The sequence below is a fragment of the Nesterenkonia sp. PF2B19 genome (assembly GCF_001758425.2).
Classification (GTDB): domain Bacteria; phylum Actinomycetota; class Actinomycetes; order Actinomycetales; family Micrococcaceae; genus Nesterenkonia; species Nesterenkonia aethiopica.
The window spans coordinates 54,068-77,755 of sequence record NZ_MDSS02000006.1 but is presented as its reverse complement, the minus strand read 5'-3'; the positions used below and the strand labels follow the sequence as shown (position 1 = coordinate 77,755).

The following is a 23,688-nucleotide window of genomic DNA, read 5'->3' as shown; positions in this document are numbered from 1 at the left end:
AGGCGCACCGCGGCAGGTGGACAAGCTGGGGGCGCACTACATCGGGCATCCGGAGCGGGTGGCCGGGCATGCCGAGGTGGCCGGTGCGGCGCCGGAGGTGGTGGCGGCGGCCTGGCTGCACGACGTCATCGAGGACACGTCGGTCACGGCCGTCGATCTGCTGGCCAGTCGGATGCCCGAGGAGGTCGTCGCCGCGGTGGAGGCGGTCTCCCGAGGCGAGGGAGAGTCGTCCGAGGACTACTACCGCCGTGTGCGGTCTGATGAACTGGCGCTGCAGGTCAAGGCGGCGGACCTCGCGGACAACACCGATCCTGCACGGACCTCTCAGCTGGACCCGGAGACCCGCGACCGTCTGGCCGCGAAGTACGCGAAGGCCCGGGAGCTGCTGGGCCTCTGAGCACGCCCGACAGATGACAGAACCCCCGGCCAGCGTGCCTGACCGGGGGTTCTGCTGCATCCACGGAGCCACCTGCCGGAATCGAACCGGCGACCTATTCATTACGAGTGAATCGCTCTACCGACTGAGCTAAGGTGGCCTGCTCGCGTGGGCCGCGTGCCCTCGCGCGCGATGCACAACATTACTCGGCTCAGGGCGGACTGGTCAAAACGGCTGCGCGATCTCTGCTGTCCAGGCCTTTCAGCTCGGACGCGCCGGCTCAGGTCGCGACATCTTCCCGTGTCTCAGAGCACGGGTTCGTGCTCTCCGTGGTCGTTGAGACGGCGATCGGTCAGCAGCGGGACGATCTCCACGGGCCCGTGGGCCTCCATCAGCACGCTGCGGGACACCGAGCCCAGCAGTGCGCTGGTGATGCTTCCCCGGCCGCGGGTCCCGAGCACCGTGAGCTGGGCGCGTTCGGTGGCGTGGGCCATCACCTGGGTCGGCGAGCCCTGTTCGATGATTCCCTCGATGCTCAGGTCCGGGAAATGTCCGGTGAGCCAGCGGACGTCCCCGTCCAGCCGTTCCTGCAGGCCCTGCATCTCCAGTTCGGTGATGCCGGACTCCTTCGCGGTGCGGCCCGCGTACCAGAGCAGGGAGGAGTCGATCGTCGGCAGCGCGAGCAGCAGCTGCAGGGAGGTGCCTCGCAGCCCGGCGGCCTCGGCGGCGTGCAGTGCGGCCACTCGTCCGTGGGCGGAGCCGTCGACGCCTACGATCACCGGTCGTGCGTCCCGACGCGCGGTGAATCGGGTGTCGCCGCCCACCAGGTCGGGATCGTAGCGGCGGTTGACCACGGTGGTGGGGCAGTGGGCGTGGGCGGCAGCGCCGAGGACACCGAACCCAGCAGGCGTCCGACGAAACCACCGCGTCCGCGGCCGCCGACGACGGCGTGGGTGGCGTTCTCGGACCTCGCGATCATCACCCCGGCGGCATCCCCGTGCTCCACCCGGTATTCGACGTGGCCGGGATAGCCGTGGAGCTGATCGCGTGCCTCGTCGAGGACCTCCTCGGCGCCCCGCCGGGCCAGAGAGTCTCCGGTGATCTCCGCGGCGGAGTCCACATAGCCGGCGACGGCGCGCGGCACCGTGAAGGCGCTGATGACTGTCAGCTGGAGATCGCGCCGATGAGCCTCGACGGCGGCGTAGTGCAGCGCACGGGACCCCTGGTCCGAGCCGTCGAATCCGACGATCACGCCCAGTGCCCGGGATGCGGGGGTGTAGGGGACAGCTTTTCGATGCCGGGAATCCTCGTTCATGGCGACCTCCTGGACACGACGACGGTCAGAGCTGTCGACGACGGTGCGGCCACCGAGGCGACGTCACCGTCACCCAGCTGCCGCCATTCTAGCGGCGGCATGCCGCTCACCAGGAGGGATGCTGGCCGGGGTCAGCAGTCCTGGCGGCCCTCGAAGAGCGCCCCGTCGAGGAGGTAGGAGTCGACGATCTCGGTCACGCAGGTGTTGCCGGGCCGGTAGGCCAGGTGGCCCTCGCCGTCGTAGACCAACAGGGAGGAGGTGGGCGCCATGGCGTGCATGTCTTCGGCCCAGGACACCGGGGTGGCCGGATCCCCGGTGGTGCCGATGAACAGGATCTCCTCCACCTCGTCCAGCTGCGGCTCCCGCGGCTCGCCCACCGGCTCGAAGGGCCACTCGGAGCACGCGATGCCGGCGTGCCCCAGGTACGGGCCGAACGTGGGGGCGGCCTCCACGGTCTCCTCATACTCCGCCTCGATGGTCTCGGAGTCTTCCGAGACCGGGTGGTCCAGGCACATGATCGCGCGGAAGGCGAGCTGACTCTTCCACCCGTAGCTGCCGTCGGGCTCGCGGCCTGCGGCCAGGTCAGCCCACTGCTGGAAGGAGGAGAAGTCCTCCTCGTCGAGGGCGGCGCCCAGCGCCTGGTTCAGCATCGGCCAGCCCCCGGAGAAGTACATGGGCTGGATGAACCCGCTCACCAGCACGCTCACGGAGATGGTCCGCCCGTCGGGGCCTTCTGAGGGCTCCTCGGCGACATCCTCGAACAGGCCCGCCACGGCGTCGACGACGTCCTCAGCCTCACCGTCCACCGGACAGTCGGACTGCTCGACGCACCATGCTGCGTAGCCCTGCAGCGCCTCCTCGAACCCGACCGCCTGGTCCAGGGAGAGCTCGTGGTCGCTCAGAGCGGTGTTCATCATCCCGTCGAGCACGAACCGTCCCACCGAAGCCGGATGCTGTTCCGCGTAGGTCACCCCCAGGTGGGTCCCGTAGGAGAAGCCGAGGTAGTTGAGTCGCTCCTCGCCCAGGGCGGCACGGATGATGTCCATGTCTCGGGCGGCGGAGGCGGTGTCCACGTGTCCGAGCACCTCGCCGGTCTGCTCGAGGCACTGTTCACCCAGCCAGCGGGCGTCCTCGCGGGCCTGTTCGACGGCGGCCTCGTCGTCGAGCTCCTCGTCCCCTTCAGCGACCTGCTCCCGGTTCTCGTCCATCTGCTCGTCCGTGAGGCACTCTACGGGCGCCGACCGGTGGACTCCTCGCGGGTCGAAGCCGACGATGTCATAGTCGTCCAACAGGGCCGGGGTGAAGAAGTACTGCAGGTCTTCGGCCACCGAGTCATATCCGGAGGACCCGGGGCCGCCAGGGTTGATGAGCAGATGCGGGGCGTCGGGCCCGCCGGTGCCGGAGCTGATGATGCGGATCTGGAGAGTCTCGCCGTCGGGCTCGGCGTGGTCCAGGGGGACCTCCACATCGGCGCATCGCGCCCCGCGCTCGCAGTCCTCCCAGTCCAGCTCCTGATCGTAGAACCTGGCGTAGGCGGGGTCTGTGGCGTTCCCGCGCCCCACGTCCTCGGCGGTGTCGCCGGGGGAGGGCTGCTGCGTCTCGGGCGGTTCGCCCAGCGGCACGCAGCCGCTGAGCAGCATCGCGGCGACGCCGAGGGTCGCCGCATGGCGGAGCACAGGGCCTGCGGTGGTCTCCATGGGAAGGGCTCCCTTCAGCGTCGGTGGGCCTCCACGGGCAGGAAGGACATCATGAGAGCTTCCATGGCCAACAGCGGCGGGACGTTCTGACCGATCCTGGTGCGTGCGGCGCCGATCGCATCCAGACAGCCCAGGGCATGCTCCGGCTGAGGCTCTCGGCGTAGTCGGCCAGCTGCTCGCGCAGGTGGTCGTTGATGAGCTCGACGTCGGCGTCGAGCTTCAGGCTCAGCACGTCCCGGTACACCGCGGTCAGGTCGATCAGAGCCCGGTCGAGCGAGTCGGCCACGGCGCGTTTGGCGCGCCGGGTGTTCTCCTCTTCGAGCCTCTTGAACTGGCTGCGCAGCTTCGGCGGGATCTTCTCCTCCGGCTCCAGCCCCAACGAGCGCCGCAGCGCGGCCTGCTCCTCGGCGAGGCGGGCGTCGGCCGTCGCCTCGGCGTCGGCCTGGGTCATCGCCACCAGTGTGCCGGCGGCCCGGACGGCGTCGGTGGAGCTGCGCACCCGCAGCGGCAGCGTCACCACATCTTCCCGCCGCTGGCGCGCCTCGGGGTCGCGGGCCAGGCGCCGGGCCACCCCCACGTGGTTCTGCGACACCCGGGCAGCGAAGTGCGCCTGCTGGGCGTTGAGTCCGTCCCGCTCCACCAGCAGCCGGGCGACGGCGTCGGCCGGGGGGATCCGCAGGCTCACCAGTCGACAGCGTGAGCGGATGGTGACCAGGACGTCGGCGGGGCTCGGGGCGCACAGCACCCAGAGCGTGTGCGGCGGCGGTTCCTCGATGGCCTTGAGGAGCACGTTGGTGGCGCGCTCGGTCATCCGGTCTGCGTCCTCGACGACGATGACTCGCCAGCGTGCCCCCTGCGGGCTGTCCTGGGCGGTGGTGACGAGCTCGCGGACGTCATCGATCCGGTAGGTGACGTTCTCGGTGGAGACCAGCTTCACCGAGGGGTGGGCGCCGGAGGCGACCAGTCGGCAGGAGCGACAGGTCCCGCAGCCGCGCTCCGTCGGCTCTGCCACCTCACAGTTCAGTGCGGCGGCGAAGGCCCGGGCGGCGTTGGACCGACCCGATCCGGGCGGCCCCGTGACCAGCCAGGCATGGGCCGGAGCGCTCGCGGCCACGGCCCGGCGCAGCTGGTCCACCACGGGCTCCTGGCCCACCAGTTCGGCGAAGACCGCTGGCAGTTCGGCGAAGACGGCGGGCTCAGCCAAGACCGGCCTCCCCGGAGCTCTCGCTCAGCTCGGGTTCGTTCAGCTCGGGATCTGCGGCCTCGGACCCGGCGGGCCGGGCGGCGCGCAGAGGCTCGCCGATCAGCGCGGCGACTCGGCGCCGGATCTGCCGTTGCACGGCATCGACGTCGTCGTCGGCGTCGATGACGAGATAGCGGTCCGGCTCGGCCTCGGCCCGGCTGCGGAAGGCCTCTCGGATGCGGGCTCGGAAAGCGTCGTCGGCGGACTCCATACGGTCCCCGGGGCCGCCGTCGCGTCCGGCCCGCCGCCGCTGGGAGATCGTCGGGTCCACATCCAGCAGGATCGTCAGGTCCGCCTGCAGTCCGGAGGTGGCCCAGCCGTTGATCTCCGCCACCTTCTCCGGGCCCAGGCCGCGTCCCACGCCCTGGTAGGCCACCGAGGAGTCGATGTACCGGTCGCAGAGCACCGTGGCCCCGGACTCCAGAGCCGGAAGGATCCGCTGCACCACGTGGGCCGCGCGTGAGGCCGCGAAGAGCAGCGCTTCGGTGCGGGGGTCCACCTCACCGTGGCCGTGCTCCAGGACCAGCGCCCGGATCCGCTCGCCGATGGGGGTGCCGCCGGGCTCCCGGGTCCGCTCACAGGCGACGTCGTGGGCGCTCAGCCAGGATTCCAACAGGTCCAGCTGCGTGGTCTTCCCGGCCCCGTCGCCGCCTTCGACGACGATGAAGGCTCCGCGCGTGCTCGCTGGCTTCGTCTGTGTCACGCGGACAGCCTATCGGCTTCCGGTGACGCTTCCGGTGACGCGATCATCGAACGTCACCGGAGGCCTGTGTGAGCACCTCCGCCGGCGCCCCGCGAGCCCTGCCGGCGTCTCAGAGCCTGGACGCGGCCCGGCGGGCGGCCCTCGTGACGGGGGAGTCGACTACCGTGGCTGATGTGACTGACGAACGCACCTACCTCGTGTCCGGAGGCCGCGGCATCCATGAGGCCGGCTCCCCGGTGAATCCCCCGGTGGACTTCACCTCCACCTACAGCTATCGGCCCGGCGGCGACAACCGCTGGGAGTACGCCCGAGAAGGCGTGCCCTCCTGGCAGCCGCTCGAGGAGCTGCTGGCCCACCTGGAGGCCGGCACGCGCCGGGGCCACAGCGGTCAGGGCTTCGTCACCACCGCCGAGGAACACCCGGTGCCGGTGCTGCCGGGTCTGCTGTTCTCCTCCGGGATGGCCGCGATCTCCGCGGTGGTGCATCTGCTGCCCCCGGGCGGCCACCTGATCCTGCCCCGGCACAGCTATATGGGCTTCTCCACGTTGGCCCAGGAGATGGCGGACCGGGGCCTGCTGACCCTGCACCGGGTGGACATCGCCGAGACCGAGGCGGTGAGGACCACCATCGCCGACGTCGCCACCCTCGCCCAGGCGCAGGACGCGCCGGTGATGCTCTGGATCGAGTCCCCCACCAACCCGATGCTCGAGGTCGCCGACCTGCCGGCGCTGCTCGCCGAGGCGAAGCGGCGCGGCATCCTCACCGTGGTGGACAACACCTTCGCCACCCCGCTGCGGCAGCAGCCGCTGAAGCACGGAGCCGACGTCGTGGTCCACTCCGTGACCAAGTTCCTGGCCGGACACTCGGACCTGATCATGGGGGCGGCGATCACGGCCGATGAGCAGCTGCATCAGAGGCTGCACCAGCACCGCACCCTCCATGGCGCGGTACCCGGGCCCATGGAGGTCTTCCTGGCCCTGCGCGGGGTGCGGACGTTGGCGGTGCGCCTCGACGCCGCGGAGTCCAACGCCGCCGAGCTCGCCCGGCGGTTCGCCGCGCTGCTCCCCACCGGGGAGACGCCCCTGCGCGGCGTCCGGTACCCGGGGCTGGAGAGCCACCCGCAGCATGCGCGGCCGCGGCCCAGCTGGGCGGCTTCGGAGCGATCCTCACCATCGAGCTGCCCGACGCCGCCACCGCCGACGCCGTCCTCCAGCACCTGACCCTGTGGACCCCGGCCACGAGCCTCGGAGGAGTGGAGTCCCTGGCGGAGCGCCGCCGTCGGCATTCCACCGAACCGGAGACGGTGCCGGACGGGCTGATCCGGCTCTCGGTGGGCATCGAGCACGTGGACGACCTGTATGCCGACCTGCTGCAGGCGCTGCGGCTGGTCGCCTCGGAAAACCGCGACGAGAAGCGATAGCATCGACACATGTCCGGAATCTGGTACGCCGTCCTCGTCTCTGAGATCTACCTCTTCCTCGCCTTCGCCGTCGTCTGCCTGATCGTGGCGGGCGTGGCGCTGCTGAAATGCCTGCCGAAGAACGCGCAGCGCTTCGACATCGCATTCAAGCGCACCAAGGGGTTCTGGCTCGGCATGACCGGCGGCGCGGCGCTGCTGTGCCTGTTCGGCGTCTACTCCCAGCTGTTCGGAGGCCCCTTCGGCTTCCTGTTCCCGGTCATCGGCGCGACCATGGCCGCCGTCTACCTGGCCGACGTCGAGCCCGCCGTCTCCGAGTGAGCCGGATGAGCTGACGCGATCGCCATTCCACTCCGCGCCCGCCGACGTGCGCCCTGACCACCGACGTTCCACCCACATCACGCATCGGAAGGGATCACCGCCAGATGAGCTATGACCTCATTCTGCTCCGTCATGGACAGAGCGACTGGAACCAGAAGAACCTGTTCACCGGCTGGGTCGACGTGCCGCTGACCGACCAGGGCAGGGCCGAGGCCGCCCGCGGCGGCGAGCTGCTGGCCGAGAACGACCTGCTGCCCGACGTCGTCCACACCTCGCTGCTGCAGCGGGCCATCACCACCGCGCACCTGTCCCTGGAGGCGGCGGACCGGCTCTGGATCCCGGTCAAGCGGGACTGGCGGCTCAACGAGCGCCACTACGGCGCGCTGCAGGGCAAGGACAAGACCCAGGTGCGTGAGCAGTACGGCGACGACCAGTTCATGACCTGGCGCCGCTCCTACGACACTCCGCCGCCGGAGCTCGACGCCGACGACGAGTACTCGCAGATCGGCGACCCCCGCTATGCGGACCTCGGTGACGCCGCCCCGCGCACCGAATGCCTCAAGGACGTCGTCGAGCGCATGCTGCCGTACTGGGAGTCCGCGGTGATCCCGGACCTGAAGGCCGGCAGGACGGTGCTGCTCGCCGCGCACGGCAACTCGCTGCGCGCCCTGGTGAAGTACCTGGACGGCATCAGCGACGAGGACATCGCCGGGCTGAACATCCCCACCGGCATCCCGCTGCACTACCAGCTGGACGAGGACTTCCGGCCTGTGAAGCCCGGGGGCACCTACCTGGACCCTGAGGCCGCGAAGGAGGCCATCGAGGCGGTGGCCAACCAGGGCAAGAAGTGAGGCTGTCCGGGCCGCCCTGCTGAGCGGGACGGCCGCGCGACGCGCGAGCACCGTCCCAGCGACATCATCGAGCGGGAGACCCGACCACGGGTCTCCCGCTCGATGACGTCGGGGCCGTCTTCCTCACCTGCTCGGGCGGTCACATCCGGGCCGGAGAGCCGACTCAGCTCATTCGGCGTGGGCCTTCACGTCCCACTCTCCGGTGACCAGGTAGGCGACCTTCTTGGCCACGGAGACGCCGTGGTCCCCGAAGCGCTCGAAGTATCGGCTGGCCAGCGTGCAGTCCGCCGTGGTGGCCGGGCTAGCATCCCATTCGTCCTCGGCGATCAGGCGGAACACGGAGGCGTGGAGCGCATTGATGGCCTCGTTCTCCGCGGTGATCTCGTCCACGAGGGCGAGGTCCCGGGTCTGCAGGAGCCTCACGACCTTCTCAGCGAGGTCCTGCGCGTGCTGGGCCATCCGCGCGTACACCGGCTTCAGGTGCTCCGGAGAGACGTGGTCCGGGTAGCGCAGGCGGACCAGCTGCCCGATGTGGCGCGCCAGATCCCCCATGCGTTCCAGCGAGGTGCTCATCCGCAGGGCGCCGACGATGGTGCGCAGATCGGAGGCCACGGGCCCCTGCAGCGCCAGCAGGTCGATGGCACGCTCGTCCAGGTCGTTCTGCAGCGCGTCGATCCGCTGATCCGCGGCGATGACCTCCTCCGCCAGCTGCACGTCGGCCGTCTCGAAGGATCGGTAAGCCTTCTGCATCGCCTGGGAGACCAGGGTGGCGATGTCGATCAGCTGCTCGCCGAGGTTCTGGAGGTCTTCCTGAAAGAGCTTGCGCACGGGTGACGGTCCTTTCGTCGTGAGGGGGCCGCGGCCTGCCGTGGGCGCGCCGGGTCGTCCCGGAGCATCCCGACGCTCCAGGCTCACCGACGGACGTGAACGCGGGGCCGCGCCCCAGTCAACCACCAGGTGAACGCTCGTTGAACCCCTTGACGCATCGGGGCCCTGCGGCGACGAGCGCATGAACACATGCCTAAGCTGTAGGCGTGGACTCCCTGCTCATCGCCATCGTCTCCGGCCTGGTCGGCCTGCTCCTGGGCGTCGCCGGGATGCACGCGTTCCGGGTCAGCGAGCTGCAGCGCGCCGCCGGGATCGACGTGGACGAGCCGACCATGCCCGCCGGCGCCACCGAGGTGCTCGCCTCGCTGGGCCTGGCCTACATCGTCGTCGACACCGTCGACGGCGTGGTGCGCGCCAATCCGGCCGCCTACGCCTTCGGCCTGGTGCGCGGCCACACCGTGGTGCACCAGGAGCTGCTCGCCCTCACCGCGCGGGTCCGGGCCGACGGCGTCATCATCGATCAGGACCATGAGCTGCCGCGCGGGCTGCAGGGGGAGTCCTCCATCGTGGTGCATCTGCGTGTGGCTCCGCTGGGGGACGAGTACATCCTGGTCCTGGCCGACGACCGCACCGAGTTCTCCCGCACCCAGGCGGTGCGGCATGACTTCGTCGCCAACGTCTCGCACGAGCTGAAGACCCCGGTGGGCGCCATCTCGCTGCTGACCGAGACCATCGAGGACGCCGCCGACGACGAGGAGGCGGTGCGGCACTTCGCCCAGCGCCTGCAGCGCGAGTCGGCCCGCCTGGCGGCACTGGTCCAGGACATCATCGAGCTCTCCCGCGTGCAGGGCAAGAACGTGGTCCACTCGGGGCGCCCCGTGGACCTGGGAGAGGTCATCTCGGAGGCGGTGGACCGCTCCACGCTGCCCGCGGAGGCCAAAGACATCACCATCAAGGTCGGGGGCAGCCTGACCCGCTCGGTCCACGGGGACCATGATCAGCTGACCATGGCTTTCCGGAACCTCATCGACAACGCCGTGCGCTACTCCCCGGAGGGAACCCGCATCGGGATCGGGCTGTCCTCCCGCGACGGGATCGCGCAGGTGACCATCACGGACCAGGGCATCGGCATCGCCCCGGAGGACCAGGAGCGGATCTTCGAGCGCTTCTACCGTGTCGACGCCGCCCGTTCGCGTCAGACCGGGGGCACCGGTCTGGGGCTGAGCATCGTCAAGCACGTCATCACCAACCACGGGGGAGAGGTCTCCCTCTGGTCCCAGCAGGGCAAGGGGTCCACGTTCACCGTGCGGATCCCGGAGCTCGAGGAGGGCCAGGGACCCGGGGAGCCCGAGGAGGGCGCCCCGGAGGCCGACGCCGACGGCGCCCCCCGCACCGACCATCAACAGTCCGACCGCGCTCGCGCCGGTGAAGGAGGAACAGCGTGACCAGGATTCTCATCGTCGAAGACGAGACCTCGTTCTCCGAGGCCCTGTCGTACACCCTGCAGAAGGAGGGGTATGACGTCTCGGTCGCCGACGACGGCCTGCAGGCCGTGGAGCTCTTCGACAAGGAGAGCCCCGACCTGGTCCTGCTGGACCTGATGCTGCCGGGCCAGCCCGGCACGGAGGTGTGCCGGCAGATCCGCCAGCGCTCCAATGTGCCGGTCATCATGCTCACCGCCAAGGACTCGGAGATCGACAAGGTGGTGGGCCTGGAGCTCGGCGCCGACGACTACGTGACCAAGCCGTACTCCTCCCGGGAGCTGCTGGCCCGGGTGCGTGCGGTGCTGCGCCGGCACGTGGACACCGAGGTGGATGACACCTCCTCCGTCGCGGCCGGGCCCGTCCGCATGGACGTGGAGCGGCACACGGTGGAGGTCCGCGGAGACGGCGTGAGCCTGCCGCTGAAGGAGTTCGAGCTGCTGGAGATGCTGCTGCGCAACGCCGGACGTGTGCTGACCCGGGGTCAGCTGATCGACAGAGTGTGGGGCTCCGACTACGTCGGGGACACCAAGACCCTCGACGTGCATGTGAAGCGGCTGCGCGCCAAGATCGAGCCGGACCCCTCCCGGCCTCAGCACCTGATCACGGTGCGCGGCCTGGGCTACAAGTTCGAGGAGTGAGGCGCAGGCCAGTGCCGGGGCGCTAGACTGATCGAGGTCCGCCGCGCCCTCGTCCAGGGCGCCCGGGCCGCCGTGCCCCGCAGCGGCGGGACCCGCAGCGGTCCTGCCCTCCAGCCGTGTCGGAGAGTAAGGAGCGTGCGTGTCGAACGTGCAGAACACCAGTCCCAGCCCTGAGGAGAACTCCTCCGCCACGGATCGGCAGCCCATCCGCCGCGCCCTGGTCTCCGTCTTCGACAAGACGGGGCTGACGGAGCTCGCCCAGGGGCTGCACGCGGCCGGCGTCGAGCTGGTCTCCACCGGCTCCACCGCCCAGCGCATCGCCGACGCCGGCGTGCCGGTCACCGAGGTCTCCGAGGTCACCGGCTTCGCCGAGTGTCTGGACGGCCGGGTCAAGACGCTGCACCCCCGCGTCCATGCAGGCATCCTGGCCGACCGGCGGCGCGAGGACCACCGGGCGCAGCTCGACGAGCTGGAGATCCGGCCCTTCGACCTGGTGGTGGTCAACCTCTATCCGTTCGCGGAGACCGTGGCCTCCGGCGCGTCGGAGGATGAGATCGTCGAGAAGATCGACATCGGCGGGCCCTCCATGGTGCGCGCCGCGGCGAAGAACCACGCCTCGGTCGCCGTCGTCGTGGATCCGCTGCGCTACGGGGAGGTCATCACCGCCGCCGAGCAGGGCGGCTTCACCCTGGCCACCCGCCAGCGGCTGGCGGCCCTGGCCTTCGCCCACACCGCCGCCTACGACACCGCGGTGGCCCGCTGGACCTCCCAGCAGTACGACGACGACTTCGACGCCGCCTCGGTGCCGGCGCCCCCTCTGCCCCGGAAGGACAAGGCGCTGCAGTTCCCGCCCTACGCCGGGCTGGCCCTCCAGCGGATCACCGGGCTGCGCTATGGGGAGAACTCGCACCAGCCGGCGGCCCTGTACACGGAGACGCACGCCGCCCCTGGCCTGGCCCAGGCGGAGACGCTCCACGGCAAGGCCATGAGCTACAACAACTACGTCGACGCGGACGCGGCCGTCCGCACCGCCTACGACTTCGCGGGCCCGGCGGTGGCCATCATCAAGCACGCCAACCCTTGCGGCGTCGCGGTGGGGGAGACGGTCGCCGAGGCGCATCGTCGGGCCCACGCCTGCGACCCGCTCTCGGCCTTCGGCGGGGTCATCGCCGCCAACCGCACGATCACCGCCGAGATGGCCGGCACGGTCGCCGAGATCTTCACCGAGGTCGTCGTCGCCCCGGACTTCGAGCCGGAGGCTCTGGAGATCCTCACCCGGAAGAAGAACATCCGGCTGCTGCGGCTGCCGGAGGGCCACCGGCGGGACCGGGTGGAGTACAAGCAGATCTCCGGGGGGATGCTCCTGCAGGCCTCGGATGCCCTGGACGCCGAGGGCGACGTCGTCGACTCCTGGAAGCTGGTCTCCGGGGAGGCCGCCGACGAGGCCACGCTGGCAGACCTCGAGTTCGCCTGGCGCGCGGTGCGCTCGGTGAAGTCCAATGCGATCCTGCTGGCCCGTGAGGGCGCGACGGTCGGCATCGGGATGGGCCAGGTCAACCGCCTGGACTCGTGCCGTCTGGCGGTGCAGCGGGCCAACACGCTCGCAGGTGACGGCGTGGACCGCGCCCGCGGCTCGGTGGCCGCCTCGGATGCGTTCTTCCCGTTCGCGGACGGGCTGCAGAGCCTGATCGCCGCCGGGGTGCGCGCCGTCGTGCAGCCGGGCGGCTCGCAGCGGGACCAGGAGGTCGTCGACGCCGCCGAAGAGGCGGGCCTGACGATGTACCTCACCGGCGCGCGACATTTCTTCCACTGACCTGAGGGGCCGCGAGCCCCTCAGCGTGCGGGCCCGCTCGGCACCGGCCGGCGGATCCCGCCGGCGATGACCACTCATCGGTGCCAACACCCTCGGAAGGGGTGATGTCAGTGTCAGAGAGACTGGATGAGCTCGCAGACCTGGTCCGCCATGAGCGGCTGCGAGATCTGCGCGAGGCGCTGGACGACCTTCCGGTCGGCGAGATCGTCGACTTCCTGGAGCGCCTCGGCGTGCAGGACCGGGCCGTGGCCTTCCGCCTGCTCCCCAAGGACCGGGCGGTGGAGGTCTTCGACCTGCTCGACCAGGCGCTGCAGCACGAGATCATCGAGGGCCTGAAGGACGTCGACGTCGCGCTGTACTTCGACTCACTCGACCCCGACGACCGTGTGCGTCTGATGGACGAGATGCCGGCCTCGGTGGCGCGCAAGATGATGCGGCATCTGGACCCGCGCGAGCGGAGCCTGACCAACATCGTGCTGGGCTACCCCTCCGGCACGATCGGTCGCCAGATGAGCCCCGAATTCGTGGCGATCCCGGAGCACTGGTCGGTGGGGCAGGCGATGGAGAAGATCCGCCGGGCCGGGGATGAGGCGGAGACCCTCTACACGTTGCCGGTGGTGGACCGGCAGCGGCTGCTGAAGGGGGTCGTCTCGCTGCGGGACCTGGTCGCCGCTGACGCTGACGTGAGCATCTCCTCCCTGACCACGGAGGCGGACTCGGTGGATGCGGACCATGACGCCGAGGACGCGGCCCGTCTGTGTGCGGACCGCAAGCACCTGGCGATGCCGGTCACCGACTCCGAGCACCGGGTCGTGGGGATCTTCACCGTCGATGACGCCCTGGACATCCTCGAGCGCGCCGAGTCGGAGGACGCCGCCCGTCACGGCGGTGCCGAGCCGCTGCACCGGCCGTACCTGTCGACACCGGTGCTGACGATCATGCGCTCGCGCATCGTATGGCTGCTGGTCCTGGCGATCGGGGCCACGCTGACGGTGCAGGTCCTCGACGTCTTCGAGGAGACGCTGGAGGCCGTCGTCGTGCTGGCGCTGTTCGTCCCGCTGCTGATCGGCACCGGAGGCAACACCGGCAATCAGGCGGCCACCACCGTCACGCGCGCCATGGCGCTGGGCGATGTCACCACCCGGGACGTGTTCAAGGTGTTCTGGCGGGAGATCAGGGTCGGCATCACGCTGGGCTCCGTGTTGGGGGTCCTCGGGTTCCTGCTGGTCAGCTGGCGGTGGGAATGGCATGTGGGGGCGGTGATCGGGCTCACGCTGCTGGCCATCTGCACCCTGGCGGCCTCGGCCGGCGGACTCATGCCGATCCTGGGCAAGAAGCTGGGTGCGGATCCCGCCGTGTTCGCCAATCCGTTCATCTCCACCTTCGTGGACGCGACCGGACTGATCGTCTACTTCCTCATCGCCCGCGCCGTGCTCGGTATATGACCCGGGACATGACCCGGGAGATGAGCGCGTCGCCGCAGGCGACGAAACGGAGCACGGGCTCAAGCCCGCACTCCGGTAGATTTGGATCGTCGACTGACCGAAAACAGGCCGGGGCGACGCTCCAGCCTGTTCCCTGACCCCAGACCTCGAGGGAGATCACGCGCCGATGGCCAAGATCATCTACACCCACACCGACGAAGCGCCGATGCTGGCGACCTACTCGTTCAAACCGATCGTTGAGGCCTTCGCCTCGACCGCAGGCGTGGAGGTGGAGACCCGAGACATCTCGCTGGCCGGTCGCATCATCTCCCAGTTCCCGGACCACCTCACCGAGGAGCAGCGTGAGGCGGACGCCCTGGCCGAGCTGGGCGAGCTGGCCAAGACCCCCGAGGCGAACATCATCAAGCTGCCGAACATCTCCGCCTCGGTGCCGCAGCTGAAGGCCGCGATCGCCGAGCTGCAGTCCCAGGGCTACGCCCTGCCCGACTACCCGGAGTCCCCCTCCACCGAGGAGGAGAAGGACATCCGCGCCCGGTACGACCGGGTCAAGGGCTCGGCCGTGAACCCGGTGCTGCGTGAGGGCAACTCGGACCGCCGTGCTCCCGAGTCCGTGAAGGCCTACGTCCGGGCCAACCCGCACCGGATGGGCGAGTGGACCTCCGAGTCGAAGACCAACGTGGCCACCATGGGTGCCGACGACTTCGCCTCCAATGAGCAGTCGGTGGTCCTGGCTTCCGAGGACACGCTGACGATCCAGCTGGTCACCGACTCCGGCGAGACCGTGGTGCTGAAGGACGCTCTGCCGGTGCAGGCCGGGGAGGTCGTGGACGCCACCGTGATGCGCGCCGCCGCCCTGGACGAGTTCCTGGCCGCTCAGGTGGCACGCGCCAAGGAGGAGGACGTGCTCTTCTCCGCGCACCTGAAGGCCACCATGATGAAGGTCTCCGACCCGATCATCTTCGGCCACATCGTCAAGGCCTACTTCCCGCAGCTGTTCGCCCAGTACGGGGAGCAGCTCGCCCAGGCGGGCCTGTCGGCCAACGACGGGCTGGCCTCGATCCTCTCCGGCGTGGAGGACCTCGACGCCGACGTCGCGGAGGGTGTCAAGGCCGAGATCGAGAAGGGCCTCTCTGAGGGACCGCGGCTGGCCATGGTCGACTCTGACCGCGGCATCACGAACCTCCACGTACCCTCCGACGTGATCGTCGACGCCTCCATGCCGGCGATGATCCGCAACGGCGGCCACATGTGGGGCCCCTCCAACGAGGAGGACGACACTCTCGCCGTCATCCCGGACTCCTCCTACGCGGGTGTCTACCAGGCCGTCATCGAGGACTGCCGCGCCCATGGGACTCTGGACCCGGCCACGATGGGCACGGTGCCCAACGTCGGCCTGATGGCGCAGAAGGCCGAGGAGTACGGCTCCCACGACAAGACCTTCGAGATCTCCCAGCCGGGCACCGTGCAGGTGCTCGACGCCGCCGGTTCGGTGCTCATGGAGCACCAGGTGGCCGCCGGAGACGTCTGGCGCGCCTGCCAGACCAAGGACGCCCCGATCCAGGACTGGGTCAAGCTGGCCGTGACCCGGGCCCGCGAGTCCGGCACGCCCGCCGTCTTCTGGCTGGACGCGGAGCGTGCCCACGACGCCAACCTCATCGCGAAGGTGGAGGCCTACCTGGGCGACCACGACACCGAGGGCCTGGACATCCGGATCCTCAACCCTGTGGAGGCCACGAAGCTCTCCATGGAGCGCATCCGCCGCGGCGAGGACACCATCTCGGTGACCGGCAACGTGCTGCGCGACTACCTGACCGACCTCTTCCCGATCCTGGAGCTGGGAACCTCGGCGAAGATGCTCTCCATCGTGCCGCTGATGGCCGGCGGCGGCCTGTTCGAGACCGGGGCCGGCGGATCCGCTCCGAAGCACGTCCAGCAGCTGGTCCAGGAGGACTACCTGCGGTGGGACTCCCTGGGAGAGTTCTTCGCGCTGGTGCCCTCGCTGGAGAAGTACGCCGAGCAGGCCGATGCCCCCAAGGCGAAGGTGCTGGCCTCCGCGCTGGACCGCGCCACCGCGACGTTCCTGATGGAGAACCGCTCCCCGGGCCGGAAGCTGGGCACGATCGACAACCGCGGCTCGCACTTCTATCTGGCCCAGTACTGGGCCCAGGAGCTGGCCGCCCAGACCGAGGACGCCGAGCTGGCGGAGATCTTCGGTCCCGTGGCCGAGCAGCTGGTCTCCCAGGAGGAGACCATCCTCGCGGAGCTCAACGGCGTGCAGGGCCAGTCCGTGGAGCTGGACGGCTACTACCGGCCCGACGACGCCAAGGCGGCTGCGGCCATGCGCCCCTCGGCCACGCTCAACACCATCGTGGACGGCCTGAAGGGCTGACCGCCGCCCTCGGCTGAGACATGACGGGCCCGGGCTCCCTGAACAGGGAGCCCGGGCCCGTCACGTGTTCCGACGTCGGTGGCCTTGACCTCGTAGGATGGTGAGCCGGACCACCCCAGACGCGCCCGGACATGCTCAGGCATGATCGGGGGCCGACAAGTTCGAGACGCGGACGGAGACCTCGTGACCTCACGCATCCACCTCATGCCCGACGGCGAGCCGGAGCTCGTCGCCGGCCTCCAGGCCCAGGGAGCCGAGATCGTCGGCGCGGACGAGCAGCCGACGGCGGTGGTGGTCACCGGCATGTTCCGCAGCTTCAACCTGGCGGAGGTCCTCGAGGCCAACCCGCAGATCTCCTGGATCCAGCTGCCCAGCGCCGGCATCGAGAAGTACGGCGAGATCCTGCGTCGGTTCCCGGACCGGCTCTGGACCTCCGCCAAGGGCTCCTACGCCAAGCCCGTCGGCGAGCACGGGCTGCTGCTGACCCTGGCGGCCCTGCGCGGACTCAAGGTCCGGGCCCGGGCCACCAGCTGGGGCACCGAGGGCGGGATCTCGCTGAACGGACTGCGCTGCGTCGTGGTCGGGGCCGGAGGCGTGGCTGCGGAGATGGTGCGCCTCTACAAGGCCTTCGACACGCATGTCACGGTGGTCCGGCGCACCCAGGAGCCGCTGCAGGGCGCAGATCGGACCGTCTCCCAGGACCAGCTGGACGAGGTGCTCGACGGTGCTGACGTCCTGGCCCTCGCCGCCGCCGTCACCCCGGACACGGAGAACATGATCGGGGCCCGCCAGCTCGGTCTGCTGGCCGACGGCGCGGTGGTCGCCAACGTGGGGCGCGGTCGACTGATCGACCATGACGCCCTGGTGGACGCGCTGCGTGCCGGACGGCTGCGAGGAGCCGGGCTAGACGTCACGGAGCCGGAACCGCTGCCTGACGGCCACCCGCTGTGGGAGCTGGAGACCTGTCTGATCACGCCGCACACCGCGGACACCAAGGCCATGGTGGTTCCGCTGCTGCGGGACCGCGTGCTGGAGAACCACCGTCGCCTGCGCGACGGCGAGCCGCCGGTCGGCGTCGTCGACACCACCGCCGGGTACTGAGCGGGGAGAGGCCCCGCTGGACCGCAGGATCCGATCAAGGAGGACCGGAGCATGGCACACATCCTGACCGTCAGAGGCAAGACCCCCAGCATCGGTGCCGGGGTGTTCCTGGCACCCACCGCCGCGATCACCGGCGACGTCGTCCTGGAGCCGGACTCCTCGGCGTTCTACGGCGTCTCGGCTCGGGGCGACTCGGCACGCATCACCGTCGGCGCCGGGACGAACCTGCAGGACAATGTGGTGCTCCACGCGGACGAGGGGTACCCCTGCACGCTGGGGGCAGGCGTCTCCGTCGGCCACGGCGCCGTCGTGCACGGGGCGACGGTCGGGGCCGACAGTCTCATCGGCATGGGAGCGACCCTGCTCAACGGCTCCATGGTGGGCGAACAGAGCCTTGTGGCGGCGGGCGCCCTGGTGCTGGAGGGCACCGTCATTCCGCCCCGGTCCTTGGTGGCCGGCGTGCCCGCGAAGGTGCGGCGCGAGCTCACCGAGGATGAGGTCGCCGGGCTGAGGGAGAACGCTCAGACCTACCTGGAGCTGAAGGACGCCCACATCCACGCCGAACCGGCCTGAGCCGCCGGGCCGTGCGCGCATGCCGCGGCTCGTGGCAGACTGCGCACCGAGTCGTGACAGGTGACCAGGAGGGCGCATGGCAGAGGAGATCGCTGGCCTGCCTCACCCGCGCGTGGGGTTCCACGCCTCGCAGGAGCAGATCCCTCCGTCCCAGCTGCTGCGCGACGTGCAGCTGGCCGAGCAGGTGGGGTTCGACGCGGCCATGAGCTCGGACCACTTCATGCCCTGGTCCACCCGACAGGGGCATTCAGGCTTCACGCTGGCGTGGCTGGGGGCGGCGCTGGCCACCACCAGCTTCTCCCTGGGCGCGGTCACGGCACCCGGACAGCGCCATCATCCGGCCGTCGTCGCGCAGGCCTACGCCACCTTGGCGGAGATGTTCCCCGGCCGGGTCTGGGCGGCCCTGGGCGCCGGCCAGGCGATGAACGAACATATCACCGGGGACCCCTGGCCTGACCGGGAGACCCGACGGCGCCGACTGGCCGAATGCGCCGACATCATCCGTCGTCTGCATCGGGGGGAGCGGGTCAGCCACGACGGCCTGGTCCGCGTGGACGACGCCGTCCTCTACGACCTGCCCACCGACCCCGTGCCGCTCTACGCGGCCTGCATCACGGTGGAGTCTGCGCAGCGGGCCGCCGAGTGGGCGGAGGGCGTGATCACGCTGAACCAGCCCGACCACGCCGAACGGGACGTGCTGCAGGCCTATCGGGAGGCCGGCGGCGTCGGCCCGGCGATGCTGCAGGTCCACCTCAGCTGGGCGGAGACCAGAGCCGAGGCGGAGGCTCTGGCCCATGACCAATGGCGGACCAACGTCTTCGGGCCCCCGGTGGATCAGGACCTGCCCTCCCCGGAGCATTTCGACGCCGTCGCCGAGGATGTTCCGCTGGCGAGGGTCCGGGAGGCGGTGCGTATCTCGGAGTCCCCGCAGTGGCACCTGGAGCACCTGGTCGAGGACGTGGAGGCCGGCTTCGACACCCTGTACCTGCACCACGTGGGCCAGGATCAGCGCCCCTGGCTCGACACCGCCGGAGAGCACGTGCTCCCCGGGCTCCGGTCCGGCTGAGTCAGCACCGGCCGCCGCCGTAGGAGGACCCCAACATGCGTATCGCCGACACCGCCGACCTCTGGTACAAGAACGCCGTGGTCTACTGCCTGGATGTGGAGACCTTTCTGGACGCGGACGGAGACGGCGTCGGGGACTTCGCCGGGCTCACTCAGCGGGTGGACTACCTGGCCGAGCTGGGGGTGACCTGCCTGTGGCTCATGCCCTTCTACCCGTCTCCGCGGCGCGATGACGGCTACGACGTGCAGGACATGTACGGGGTGGATCCGCGCTACGGCGACCACGGCGACGTCGTCGAGTTCATCCGGGTGGCCCATGACCGCGGCATCCGGGTGATCATCGACCTGGTCATCAACCACACCTCGGACCGGCACCCGTGGTTCCGACGGGCCCGGTCCTCGAAGGACAGCCCGTACCGGGACTTCTACGTATGGCGCGCGGACACCCCTCCGGACACCTCCGATCAGACCATGTTCCCCGATGTGGAGGACGGGATCTGGACCCGTGATGAGAAGACCGGCGAGCACTACCTGCATCACTTCTTCCGTCATCAGCCGGATCTGAACACCGCCAATCCGCAGGTGCGGGAGGCGATCGAGCGGACCATGGGGTTCTGGCTGCAGATGGGCGTCGACGGCTTTCGGGTGGACGCCGTGCCCTTCGCGCTGAACGAGAACACCATCGACCTGCAGCAGCACCATGCCTTCGACGAGCCGCATGACTATCTGCGGGCTCTGCGCGGCTTCCTGCAACGACGCTCCTCCGGCAACGGCGCGGGCATCATGCTCGGTGAGGTCAACCTCCCGCATGAGGAACAGGTGGAGTTCTTCGGCGGCGACGGCGGCGACGGCGGCGACCAGCTGACCATGCAGTTCGACTTCCTCACCAACCAGAAGGTGTTCCTGGCCATGGCGCGGCAGGACGCCCGGCCGATCGCGGAGGCGCTGCGCAGCCGCCCCACCGGCCTTCCGGAGACCTGCCAGTATGCGACCTTCCTGCGCAACCATGACGAGCTCACCCTCGACCTGCTCGACACGGACGAGCGGGAGGAGATCTTCGCCGCGTTCGGCCCTGCGGAGGAGATGCAGCTCTTCGGCCGCGGACTGCGCAGGAGACTCCCGCCCATGGTGGACGGAGACCCCCGGCGCCTGAAGATGGCGTACTCGCTGCTGTTCGCCCTGCCCGGCACTCCGGTGCTGTTCTACGGTGAGGAGATCGGCATGGGGGAGGAGCTCTCCCTGGAGGGGCGGGCCGCGGTGCGCACCCCTATGCAGTGGTCCGCAGAGAAGAACGGCGGCTTCTCCGCGGCTCGTCCCAGCCGGCTGCCGCGGCCGGTGGTGGAGGGCCCCTATGGCCCGGAGCATGTCAATGCGGCCGATGCCCGCCGGGACGCCGGCTCGCTGCTGCAGCACATCACGCGGCTCTGCCAGCGCTACCGGGAGTCACCGGAGCTGGGCTGGGGCACGATGGAGATCATCGAGCAGCCGCACCAGCAGGTGCTGGCCCACCGGATGGTCTGGCGGGGCTCCTCCATCGTCCTGCTGCACAATCTGAGCCCGGAGCCGGTGGTCGTCGGCTTCGAGCTCGAGGACCTGTCGGAGGGCACGGAGCTGGTGGATCTGCTGCAGCCCGGGGCCTGCCGGCTGGATGCCGGCCGTCGCTCCGAGATCGACCTGGAGGGCTATGGGCACCGCTGGCTGCGTGTCAGGAGGCAGGAGGACCCGCGGCTCGTCTGAGGCCCCAGGTCATGTGGAGGCACGGACCAGGTTCCGTGGGTATAGTCACGCTTCGGACCACTCTGCCGCGAGGCGTCGGTGGTCCGACAGCACCCTGTGATCCGTTGCTGAGAGGCACCTGACGATGAAGCCCACCGCCGTGACGTCCCTGGCGATCGCCGGGACCCTGCTGCTCACCTCCTGCGCGTCGAACCCCTTCGCGGACGACGCCCCCGAGGACTCCGACGACGGCACCGTCGCTGAGGCCGAAGTCCCCAGCCTCGGCGAGATCCAGGACGAGATGTGGGAGACGATGCTCGCCGCCGAGACCGTCACCATCGAGGGGCAGGTCGAAGCCGGGGAGGCCGATCTGGACGAGCTGTTCGAGCAGATCGACGAGGACGCGGTCGGCGACATCACCATCACGGGTGCCCTGGACGGGACGGATTCGGAGATGAGCTACGCGGCCGGGGAGGGCAACACCTTCACCCAGCGTGCGGTCGGTGGTGTCGAGTACTTCCGCGGGGAGGACTTCGGCGCCCTGCTGTACGGCAACCTGGACGACGACGTCGCCGCCGCGGTGGAGCCGGAGTTCATCGAGGACCTGGTCGCCGACCAGTGGGTGGAGTTCTCCGCCGACGGCTCGGCCTCCATCTTCTCCGCCGAGGACTTCCTGGGCATCTGGCAGCGCGAGCTGCGCGAGGAGGACACGGACGCGATCTCGGGAGTCCGGGAGACCCGAGACGGGCAGGAGGTCTACGTCTACGCGCAGCAGGACGGCGAGACCGAGTACGTGGTGGCCGCGGACGGACAGCCGCACCTCCTGGAGCTGCGGGATGAGGACAGCACGTACACCTTCACCGACTGGAACTCCGCGGACATTCCCGAGGAGCCTGAGAACGTCATCACCCTGGACGACATCTTCGACGCCATCGCCGACCATCAGGGGTGGCCCACCGAGGAGGACGTCTCGGACCAGTGATGGGGTCGCGCGGCGACGCGCGGCGGAACGGAAGAATCATGCACCGCCTGAAGGAGGCACGACGTGACTGAGGAGATGGAGACCGCTGCGGTCCCGACCACGGTGAGGACGCTGGGGATCGTGGGGATCGCCCTGCTGGCCCTCACCGGCTGTGGGGCCGGCGAGGCCGAGGAGGACGCCGGCGAGCAGGACGCCGGTCAGGAGGATGTGGATCCGGACGGCGCCGAGGACCAGGGCGACGAGCCGGACGAGATCGCCGAGGACGGGGCCGACGAGGAGCCCGAGGACGAGACGGAGGCTGAGGCGGGAGACGCTCCGGCCATCGAGGAGATCGAAGCCGACCTGTGGCGTGCCATGGAGGAGGCCGAGTCCGTGGTGCTCGACGCCGAGGTGCCCGCCGGCGCCGAGGAGGTCGAGGCCGACATCGACGCCGAAGAGGGTGCGGACACCATCGTCCAGCACTACTCGGGGCAGATGGACGGCTCGGCGCTGACCCTGCGGGAGGAGGCAGGCGGCGCCTCGGCCGAGTACATCTCCTTCGACGACGGCACCTATCTGCGCGGCGAGGACGAGCTGGCCGCCGTGGCGCGACAGTTCCCGGGTGAGATCGACGAGGACGAGCTGGCCGGTGAGTTCGAGGGCAAGTGGGTGGACTACTCGCAGATCTTCCCCGAGGGCTTCACGGTGGACGAGTGGATGGCCGACTTCCGCGGCAGCCTCGAGGAGGCCGGAGGATTCGGCGAGCTCGAGGCGGAGGCGGACACCCGCGACGGCGAGGACGTGTGGATCTACACCGATGACCGCCGGGAGATCGTGGTCCGGGCCGGGGATGACCCGGTGCTGCTGTCGGTCTACGCGGACAATGACGGCGACGTCTTCGACGTCCGGTTCAGCGACTGGGACGAGGCTGCCGAGCCGGAGCGACCCGCTGACGAGGACATCCTGACCGTCGACGATATGGAGGACATCCTCAGCTGATCGGTGCGTCGACCCGGCGCCCCGGTTCAGCGGAGCTGTTGCTCGAGTGAACCGACCGCCGAGTGGACGTTCAGGTTCCGTCCAGATTCAGCGTGATCCGGGCGACAACCTGGACGATTCATGGGAGCGTCCTCATAGATTCGGGAGAAAGCTTTTGCAGAGCTTTCTTTCAGGGAACTTCTATGGTGAGAATGGTCACGAGTCATCTGGTCGAAGGCAGGCGACTGCCGCAGAACGGTCAGATCAGGTGACCAGCGGAAAGCCCGCGATGCATCGAGAATGCACCTGGACGGAGGTACTGATCCTATGGTTACCACCGACGACAACAAGCTTCGCTCCCTGGCTGCCGCCATCGGAGTCGGATCCCTGGCACTGTTCGGCGTCACAGCCTGTGACACCAACGGGGACACCGGCGAAGAGGACCCGGCGGTCGAAGAGGAAGAGGGTATGGAGGAGGACCCGGCCGAGGACCCGGCTGAGGACCCGGCCGAGGAGGAAGAGGAGGGCTGATCCCTTCTCCGACGTCCGGTTGAGGTCGTCTCCTGCAGGGCACGGTCCCGGCGGGAGAGCTTCTCCAGTACGACGATGGTCGGTGCGGCTCGGCCCATGGTGGACCGAGCCCACCGATCCAGTGCGGCCCCGGCGGTGCATACCGCCGGGGCCGTTCTGTGTCCGGAGGGCGTGCCCGTGGTCACCCCGGCGCGTCGCTGCGCACGTCCAGCGCACACCCCGGGGCTCTCCAGGGCCTTTTCG

General features: G+C 69.8%; 21 protein-coding genes, 1 tRNA gene and 1 pseudogene. 16 read left to right on the top strand and 7 right to left on the bottom strand.

The annotated features are described in order from the left end of the window. Window positions 1-16 precede the first annotated feature (16 nt). Entirely contained in the window at window positions 17-397 is a 381-nt protein-coding gene (locus tag BCY76_RS03150; RefSeq protein ID WP_237089931.1) for a phosphohydrolase, read from the top strand. A 66-nt stretch (window positions 398-463) separates the two neighbouring features. Here BCY76_RS03150 and BCY76_RS03145 read toward each other — a convergent pair. The 6 genes from BCY76_RS03145 to tmk all read right to left on the bottom strand — a co-directional run bounded on the left by BCY76_RS03145 (window position 464) and on the right by tmk (window position 5,334). Continuing rightward, window positions 464-536 (bottom strand) — tRNA-Thr (locus tag BCY76_RS03145). Window positions 537-681: 145 nt separating this feature from the next. Then, complete coding sequence (locus tag BCY76_RS03140) at window positions 682-1,155, bottom strand: universal stress protein (RefSeq protein ID WP_170922563.1); 474 nt, start codon at window positions 1,153-1,155, stop codon at window positions 682-684. Beyond that, complete coding sequence (locus BCY76_RS03135; protein WP_085437145.1) at window positions 1,152-1,691, bottom strand: universal stress protein; 540 nt, start codon at window positions 1,689-1,691, stop codon at window positions 1,152-1,154. The genes BCY76_RS03140 and BCY76_RS03135 overlap by 4 nt, the downstream gene beginning before the upstream one ends. A gap of 131 nt (window positions 1,692-1,822) precedes the next feature. Beyond that, window positions 1,823-3,388, bottom strand: coding sequence for an alpha/beta hydrolase (locus BCY76_RS03130; protein WP_070159677.1), 1,566 nt, complete (start codon window positions 3,386-3,388; stop codon window positions 1,823-1,825). A 49-nt stretch (window positions 3,389-3,437) separates the two neighbouring features. Further along, entirely contained in the window at window positions 3,438-4,592 is a 1,155-nt protein-coding gene (locus BCY76_RS03125) for a DNA polymerase III subunit delta' (RefSeq protein ID WP_336581833.1), read from the bottom strand. Then, window positions 4,585-5,334, bottom strand: coding sequence for a dTMP kinase (tmk, locus tag BCY76_RS03120; protein ID WP_070159675.1), 750 nt, complete (start codon window positions 5,332-5,334; stop codon window positions 4,585-4,587). The genes BCY76_RS03125 and tmk overlap by 8 nt, the downstream gene beginning before the upstream one ends. Before the next feature lie 458 nt (window positions 5,335-5,792). On the opposite strand from tmk, the pseudogene BCY76_RS20630 reads away from it, so the two are divergent. The 3 genes and pseudogenes from BCY76_RS20630 to BCY76_RS03105 all read left to right on the top strand — a co-directional run bounded on the left by BCY76_RS20630 (window position 5,793) and on the right by BCY76_RS03105 (window position 7,923). Then, window positions 5,793-6,754: pseudogene (locus tag BCY76_RS20630) on the top strand (trans-sulfuration enzyme family protein). Window positions 6,755-6,763: 9 nt separating this feature from the next. Continuing rightward, window positions 6,764-7,072 carry a DUF2516 family protein gene (locus tag BCY76_RS03110; protein ID WP_070159673.1) on the top strand — a complete coding sequence of 103 codons (309 nt, stop codon included), beginning with the start codon at window positions 6,764-6,766 and terminating at the stop codon, window positions 7,070-7,072. Window positions 7,073-7,176: 104 nt separating this feature from the next. Next, on the top strand, window positions 7,177-7,923 hold the full coding sequence (locus tag BCY76_RS03105; RefSeq protein WP_070159671.1) for a phosphoglyceromutase: 747 nt from the start codon (window positions 7,177-7,179) through the stop codon (window positions 7,921-7,923). Window positions 7,924-8,091: 168 nt separating this feature from the next. Here the strand turns inward: BCY76_RS03105 and phoU are convergent, their stop codons facing one another. After that, a complete protein-coding gene (gene phoU / locus BCY76_RS03100; protein WP_070159669.1) occupies window positions 8,092-8,751 on the bottom strand; it encodes a phosphate signaling complex protein PhoU in 660 nt (219 codons plus the stop codon). A gap of 206 nt (window positions 8,752-8,957) precedes the next feature. Here phoU and BCY76_RS03095 point away from each other — a divergent pair, with 206 nt between their 5' ends. The 12 genes from BCY76_RS03095 (at window position 8,958) to BCY76_RS17370 (ending at window position 23,445) form a co-directional block, all read left to right on the top strand. Beyond that, entirely contained in the window at window positions 8,958-10,196 is a 1,239-nt protein-coding gene (locus BCY76_RS03095) for a sensor histidine kinase (RefSeq protein ID WP_083277443.1), read from the top strand. Then, window positions 10,193-10,873, top strand: coding sequence for a response regulator transcription factor (locus tag BCY76_RS03090; protein ID WP_070159667.1), 681 nt, complete (start codon window positions 10,193-10,195; stop codon window positions 10,871-10,873). Before BCY76_RS03095 ends, BCY76_RS03090 begins: the two co-directional genes overlap by 4 nt. A gap of 148 nt (window positions 10,874-11,021) precedes the next feature. Then, window positions 11,022-12,686, top strand: a complete 1,665-nt coding sequence (gene purH / locus BCY76_RS03085; RefSeq protein WP_070159690.1) for a bifunctional phosphoribosylaminoimidazolecarboxamide formyltransferase/IMP cyclohydrolase — start codon at window positions 11,022-11,024, stop codon at window positions 12,684-12,686. Window positions 12,687-12,790: 104 nt separating this feature from the next. Next, window positions 12,791-14,131 (top strand): magnesium transporter, encoded by a 1,341-nt coding sequence (mgtE, locus tag BCY76_RS03080; protein WP_070159665.1) that lies wholly within the window; start codon window positions 12,791-12,793, stop codon window positions 14,129-14,131. A gap of 166 nt (window positions 14,132-14,297) precedes the next feature. After that, the gene (locus BCY76_RS03075) at window positions 14,298-16,520 is read left to right on the top strand and encodes an NADP-dependent isocitrate dehydrogenase (protein WP_070159663.1); all 2,223 of its coding nucleotides are present in this window, start codon (window positions 14,298-14,300) and stop codon (window positions 16,518-16,520) included. Between the two features lie 183 nt (window positions 16,521-16,703). Beyond that, complete coding sequence (locus tag BCY76_RS03070; protein WP_139827585.1) at window positions 16,704-17,621, top strand: NAD(P)-dependent oxidoreductase; 918 nt, start codon at window positions 16,704-16,706, stop codon at window positions 17,619-17,621. Window positions 17,622-17,672: 51 nt separating this feature from the next. Beyond that, complete coding sequence (locus BCY76_RS03065) at window positions 17,673-18,194, top strand: gamma carbonic anhydrase family protein (protein WP_070159659.1); 522 nt, start codon at window positions 17,673-17,675, stop codon at window positions 18,192-18,194. A 76-nt stretch (window positions 18,195-18,270) separates the two neighbouring features. Beyond that, a complete protein-coding gene (locus BCY76_RS03060; RefSeq protein WP_070159657.1) occupies window positions 18,271-19,260 on the top strand; it encodes a TIGR03885 family FMN-dependent LLM class oxidoreductase in 990 nt (329 codons plus the stop codon). 35 nt (window positions 19,261-19,295) lie between these two features. Continuing rightward, a complete protein-coding gene (locus BCY76_RS03055) occupies window positions 19,296-20,996 on the top strand; it encodes an alpha-amylase family protein (RefSeq protein ID WP_070159655.1) in 1,701 nt (566 codons plus the stop codon). Window positions 20,997-21,120: 124 nt separating this feature from the next. Beyond that, window positions 21,121-21,957 carry a hypothetical protein gene (locus tag BCY76_RS03050; protein ID WP_070159653.1) on the top strand — a complete coding sequence of 279 codons (837 nt, stop codon included), beginning with the start codon at window positions 21,121-21,123 and terminating at the stop codon, window positions 21,955-21,957. A 63-nt stretch (window positions 21,958-22,020) separates the two neighbouring features. Continuing rightward, window positions 22,021-22,935 carry a hypothetical protein gene (locus tag BCY76_RS03045; RefSeq protein WP_070159651.1) on the top strand — a complete coding sequence of 305 codons (915 nt, stop codon included), beginning with the start codon at window positions 22,021-22,023 and terminating at the stop codon, window positions 22,933-22,935. A gap of 306 nt (window positions 22,936-23,241) precedes the next feature. Next, complete coding sequence (locus BCY76_RS17370; RefSeq protein ID WP_070159649.1) at window positions 23,242-23,445, top strand: hypothetical protein; 204 nt, start codon at window positions 23,242-23,244, stop codon at window positions 23,443-23,445. Window positions 23,446-23,688: the final 243 nt, after the last annotated feature.